Origin of the sequence: Myxococcus vastator (assembly GCF_010894475.1) — a bacterium.
GTDB lineage: Bacteria > Myxococcota > Myxococcia > Myxococcales > Myxococcaceae > Myxococcus > Myxococcus vastator.
Map to the genome: position 1 here is coordinate 1 of NZ_JAAIYB010000457.1, position 6,469 is coordinate 6,469.

Below are 6,469 nucleotides of genomic sequence, written 5' to 3' on the forward strand. Positions count from 1 at the left end.
TGCGCCACCCACAACCTCCTCAAGCTCTTCCGCATGACGGCAGCGTAGCGGCCTGCCGTACCCAGCGGCGGACCGGCGTCACTCGTCCCGTCTCGCTTCCAACCCCATTACCGCTACACACTCCTAGTGGTGGAGGGCCCGGACCACGGGAATGTGGTGCGGCGCAGGTCATGGCCCCTCCGGTGCCGCAGCCCGGCCCAATCCACTCGCGGCGTCCGCGCATTCGTCGCTGGCTACGAAGGGATCTGCGCTGCGCGGATAGACGTATCGGCGCCCTCAGCATGGTTGGCTTGATCACGTCGCGACATCACCCCTGAGAGGTATGGCTCCCACACACCCATGCCGCTGAATGTTGCTCCCGTGCCCATCGCTCCCATGCCGTGCGCGGGTGATATCGCGCAGGTCCGACACCGTCAGTATCTGGTCAACGAGGTCATCGCTCCTTCGGATGTGCGGGAGCAACACACCCTCGTTCGTCTCACTTGTCTCGATGATGACGCACAGGGACGCTCCCTGTCTGTCTTGTGGGAACGTGAACTCGCCGCTCGAGTCATCCGACCCGAACAGGGTGGACTGGGAACGCCTGAGCGTTTCGACGAGCCCCGTCACTTCGCCGCGTATCTGCACGCGCTGAAATGGAGCTCCGTCACCGCCACCGACGCCCGGCTCTTCCAGGCGCCGTTCCGCGCGGGCATCCACTTGATGAATCACCAGCTCACGCCTCTCAAGAAGGCGCTTGAGCTGCCTCGGGTGAATCTCTTCATCGCCGATGACGTAGGTCTCGGAAAGACCATTGAGGCTGGGCTGGTGTTGCAGGAGCTCATCCTCCGCCAGCGCGTGGACCGCGTCCTCATCGTCTGCCCGGCGTCGGTGACGCTCCAGTGGCGCGATGAGATGGAGAAGCGCTTCGGTCTGCGCTTCGAAATCTTCAACAGCGAGTTCGTCTCCCGCCGCCGGCAGGAGCGCGGCTTCCAGGTCCCAGTCTGGGCTACGCACTCTCGTTTCATCGTGTCGTACCAGACGCTGCGGCGCAGCGAGTACTTCGAGCCGCTGAAGACCCTCCTGGAGGAGAAGGGGCACCACAAGTCCTTGTTGGTGCTCGACGAGGCGCACGTCGTCGCGCCCGCATCGGCCAGCCGGTACGCCATCGACACGGAGACCACTCGCAGCATCCGCTCACTGGCGGAGCGCTTCGAGCACCGGCTCTTCCTCTCCGCTACGCCCCACAACGGCCACTCCAACAGCTTCTCCTCGCTGCTGGAGATGTTGGACCCACAGCGCTTCACGCGGGGCACCCGCGTCCGCGAATCACAGTTGGCTCCCGTCATGGTGCGCCGGCTCAAGGGGGACCTTCGCGCCCTGGGCAGTTCACAGCGCTACCCCGAGCGGCACGTGGTGGGCGTGCGGCTGACGCATGCCTCGGGACGCTGGCACGCCGATTGGCTCGCCCCGGACGGAAAGACCGTCGAGCAGCGTGTCGACCTGGGCGAAGCCTCCGCCCCGGAACTGGAACTGTCCCAGAAGCTCGCGCGCTACGCGGAGCTCATGGCGCCCGGCACGAAGCAGGGGCGCCTGGTCTTCATCAACCTCCAGAAGCGCCTCCTCTCCAGCATCGAGGCGTTCCACCGCACCCTCTCCGTCCACGCGGCGGCCTTCGGCGCGGGGACGCTGGCTCCCGACGGCGGAGCGCTCACCGGCGACACGGCTCCTGAGTCCGAGGAGCACGGCGAGACGGACGACGCACTCGAGCTGTCGTTCGCGGAGACCATCCGTGAGCACAGTCAGGACCTGTCCTCCAGCGTCCAGGCGCGCAAGATCCTGGATGACATGCTCAAGCTGAGCGCTCGGCACCGCGTTGCCCGGGACGCGAAGCTGCGGGCCCTGCTCCACTGGATTCGCGAGCACCAATGCTCGCTCACCCGAGGCGCCGCGTGGAAGCCCCGCCGGGTCATCCTTTTTACCGAATATGGCGACACGCTCCGCTACCTCAAGGAGCAACTCGCCGCCGCCTTCGAGGGGACCCAACGGGGGGATGAGCGCATCCTCACGTTGACGGGCGGCATCGATGACGTGAAGCGCGCGGAGGTGCAGGCCGCCTTCAACGGCTCGATGGAGGAGTTCCCCGTGCGGGTCCTCCTCGCGACCGACGCCGCGCGCGAAGGCATCAATCTGCAAGGCCACTGCGCGGACCTCTTCCACATCGACGTTCCGTGGAATCCCTCACGGATGGAGCAGCGCAACGGTCGCATCGACCGTGCCTTGCAACCCTCGTCCACCGTGCGCTGTGGCTACTTCGTCTACGGCCAGCGCGCCGAGGATGCGGTGCTCGACACCCTCGCGCGCAAGGTAGAGACCATCACGCGCGAGCTGGGCAGCCTGGGCTGCGTGCTGATGGACCAGATGCACGATGCCCTCGCCTCGGGCATCACGAAGAGCACGCTGGAGCGCCTCTCCCGCGCCGCGACCTCGACTCGTACGGAGGTGACGAAGCGGGAACTGGAGTCCCAGCGCACGCTCCAATCCCTGCGTCAGGAACTGGATGCGATTGGAGAACTCCGCGAACGCAGCGGCAAGGTGATGGACTTCAATCCCGTCCTGCTGCGTGATGCGCTGGACGTGGGGTTCGAGCTGGTCGGCGCGGGCCGGTTGGAGCGGGAGGCCATCACGGAAGAGGGCCGGACGCTGGAGGCCTGGAAGGTCCCCGCTCTTCCCGCTTCATGGAACACGACCCTGGATTCAATTCGTCCGCGCCGGGCGCACGACGAGGCAGCATGGGAGTGGCGCAAGCGTCCCCTGTCTCCAGTCGTCTTTGAGGCACCTCCGGGCGTTTCCAGCAAACTCGTCCACCTGCACCTGTCCCATCCGCTCGTCCAGCGGGTGCTCCAGCGGTTCCTGGCGCAGGGGTTCTCCGCGGACGACCTGAGCCGTGTCACGGTGGTCCAGACTCAACGCGACGCAGTGGCACGCGTCATCGTCTTCGGCCGGTTGTCGCTCTTTGGCGAGGGCGCCGCGCGGCTCCATGACGAGGTGGTCTCTGTTTCAGCAAGGTGGCTGGACGGCGGCGGCCGCGGGCACCTGAAGCCCTTCGCGGACGAGGCGGACCGCAAGGCGATCGACCAACTGGAGACCACGCTGGCGGAAGCGCCCGCGCTCTCCGCGATACCCAAAGCTGTCCAGAAACGGCTGCTGGCCAGTGTCGAGTCCGACTTCTCGAAGCTCTGGCCCGCCATCGAGGAACAGGCCTCGGTGAGAGAGCAGGGGGCTCGCAAGAAGCTGGCGGCGCGGGGGGCATCCGAAGCCAAGGCGCTGACACAGATTCTTCTGACGCAGCAGGAGGCCATTCAGGAGGCCCTGAGCGCGCAGCTCGAACTCACGCTCGACGTCCGGGCGGAGCAGGACCAATGGAGGAGGGACAAGGTGCACCTTGAACAGCGATTGACAGCGCTCGGAAGGGAACTCGTCGAACAACCTGAATCCTTGAAGGCCACCTACGCCGTGCGGGTCGCCCGCCTGGTGCCCGTGGGCATGGTCTACCTGTGGCCGGGGGCGCGCTGATGAATGGCCAGCACTTTGGCGGGGACGTCGAGCGTCGCTATCACCAGACATGGATGGGGATGGCGCAGCCCATTGAAGGACTGGTGGTCTCCATCCCGGTCCTCGAGGACGCGCAGTGCATGCAGCGCCTTCCGGTGTCCGCGCAGTCGCGGTTCGTCCTGCTGGCGGGCCGGGAGGCACCTCGCGTGGCGGATGTCCCGCGCTTCCTCTGGGAAGTGCTGGGCTACGCCGAGGATGATTTCACCACGGTGTTTCCGGAGGACCTCCAGCTCGACATCGCGGAGGGGCAACAGACAATCAAGCCCACGCGGGGGCTGTTGCGACGAGGGCCTCCTCCCGCGAAGCCGGAAGGGTTGCCGGATGATTCCACGCCTATCAGCCGCGCCGCGGAAGGCTTCGCGCTCCTGACCTGGGAGCTGCCGGTCGGGTTGGACCTGGACAAGAAGGAAGACACTACGGGCGCGTGGTTCTACGAGCCCACCGCCAAGTTCGACCGCCTGCTGCGCGCGGCCCGTGTCCCTATCGGTCTGCTGTTCAACGGGGACTCCGTGCGCCTGGTCTATGCGCCCCACGGAGAGACGTCAGGGCACATCACCTTCCGGTTCAAGGAGATCGTCACCGCCAGCGGTCGTCCGCTGTTCGACGCGATGGTGATGCTCCTGCACGCGCGCCGCTTCTTCGGCGTGCTGCCCGAGCATCAGCTTCCCGCGCTCCTGGATCAGTCGCGCCGCCGGCAGGCGGATGTCACCGACGAACTGGCCGACCAGGTCCTGGATGCGCTTGGCATCCTTCTCACGGGGTTGGAGACGGCCGCTGAACGGGATGGCTCCCGGGCCCTGGACGAGGCGCTCTCACGAGGTGAGGACCATGTCTACGGCGGGCTCCTCTCCACGCTCTTGCGGCTCGTCTTCATCCTCTACGCGGAAGACCAGGGCCTGCTTCCCGTGGACCAGGAGCCCTACCGCGATGACCTGTCGGTGAAGGCACTTCACGCGCAACTCGTCGAGGACTCCAGCCAATACCCCGATTCAATGAACCGGCGCTTCGGTGCGTGGCCACGGTTGCTGGCGCTCTTCCGGTGCATCTATCTGGGAGCCGCGCACGACAAACTGCGAATGCCGGCACGGCGTGGACAGCTCTTCGAGCCTGACACGTTCCCTTTCCTGGGAGGCGCGAGTTCCGCCGATGCGGGCACGATTTCGCGGGTGCCTCCCATTGATGACGAGACGGTTCTCCAGGTCCTGGAACGGCTCATCTTCCTCAAGGGACAGCGACTGAGCTTTAAGTCGCTCGACGTGGAGCAGATCGGCTCCGTGTACGAGGGACTGATGGGCTTCCACGTAAAGCGCCTGACGGGTGCTGGAATCTGCCTCAAGCCCTCGAAGGTATGGGTCTCCGTGAACGAGGTGCTGGCCCAGCCCGCGAAGCGGCGCGCGGCATGGGTGGGAGAAGAAGCGGGCCTCGACGCGAAGGCGGTGAAAGCCCTGTCGAAGGCGCTGGAGCAGGTCTCCACGCAGCAGATGGTCCTGACCGCGCTGGATCCATACCGCGTAAGGAGAACCGAAATGCGGCGACCAGCCCAACTTGTGCTTCAGCCCGGCGCCGAGCGACGGCGGACCAGTAGCCACTACACGCCCCGAAGCCTCTCCGCGCCGATCGTTCGGCGTGCGCTGGAGCCGTTGCTCAAGACAATGGGACCACAGCCTTCTTCAGAACGACTCCTCAACCTGAAGATCTGTGACCCGGCTATGGGGTCGGGCGCGTTCCTCGTGGAGTCCTGCCGATTCCTTGCGGACCAGGTTGTCGCCGCCTGGACGCGTGAAGGAGTGCTGAAGCGCGACAAGCACGAGGACGAGGTGATGCGGGCACGCCGACTGGTTGCCCAGCGGTGCCTGTACGGCGTGGACAAGAATCCCTGGGCGGTGAGCCTTGCGAAGCTGTCGCTCTGGCTCGTGACGCTGGCGAAGACTGAGCCCTTTACGTTCCTGGACCATGCGCTCAAGTGCGGCGATTCGCTGGTCGGGCTCGACCTTGATCAGATTCAAGCGTTCCATTGGGCCCCAGCTAACAAGAAGCAGTCAGAACTACCATGGACACTCATCAAGAATGCGCTGACGCGTTCGCTGAAAAAGCGAGACCAGATCCTCCAACTCGCGCTCGAACTAGAGGGGCCGGAGCGCAAGCCGTTGCAGTTGGACCTGGACCCCGGCCGAGTAAAGGAAGGACTGCTCTTCGAAGCAGATGCGGCACTCGCGAGCGTGAAGCAGGTCGCCAATGCGTGCGTGGGCGCCTTCTTTGCCCTGGGGACAGATAAGGAACGGGAGAAGGAGCGCGTTCGCCGACTCGACCTGATTGGAACCTGGCTATCCAAGGAGAAGCATGGCGTTCTCCCTCCCGTGCCGGCTGACATCGCGGCATTTTCATCACCTTCATGGACGTTCCACTGGCCCTTGGAGTTTCCGGAGGTATTCCACGGGAGCCGGCCAGATCCTCTCGACAACGAACAAACTAACACCGCCGCCTGGATGGACGGATTCGTCGGCAACCCACCGTTCCTGGCCGGTAGCGATGTGTCCGGAACATTAGGCAACAGTTACCTGGATTGGATCCTCAAGAGCTTCAGTCCATCCAACGGAAATGCGGACATCTGCGCCTATTTCATTCGCCGCGCTGGATTTCTTCTCGGCCAACACGGCGCGCTTGGAATGATTGCTACAGCAACAATCGCCAACGGAGATTCCAGGGAAGCATCACTCCTCCCAATGGCCCAAAGCGGGTTCTCCATCACATACGCAACCCCAAGCCGGAAGTGGCCTGGGAAGGCAAAAGTCAACATCGTCTCAGTCGCCATGGCCATCGGCAGCCCCCAAAGATACTCCCAACCGAGTTTCGACGGCACCCCAACGCCCCATAT

General features: G+C 64.8%; 2 protein-coding genes. Both read left to right on the forward strand.

Annotated elements, in window-relative coordinates; all coding sequences use genetic code 11:
• Positions 1 to 375 precede the first annotated feature (375 nt).
• Positions 376 to 3,555, forward strand: a complete 3,180-nt coding sequence (drmD, locus tag G4D87_RS31235) for a DISARM system SNF2-like helicase DrmD (RefSeq protein ID WP_240358751.1) — start codon at positions 376 to 378, stop codon at positions 3,553 to 3,555.
• A partial coding sequence (locus G4D87_RS31240) for a DNA methyltransferase (protein ID WP_205507787.1) occupies positions 3,555 to 6,469 on the forward strand: 2,915 nt, incomplete at its 3' end. The genes drmD and G4D87_RS31240, both read left to right, overlap by 1 nt.

Bases quoted from the DNA above. Each gene is read 5' to 3' on its own strand.
- drmD (WP_240358751.1), top strand. From the start codon at position 376: ATGCCGTGCGCGGGTGATATCGCGCAGGTCCGACACCGTCAGTATCTG.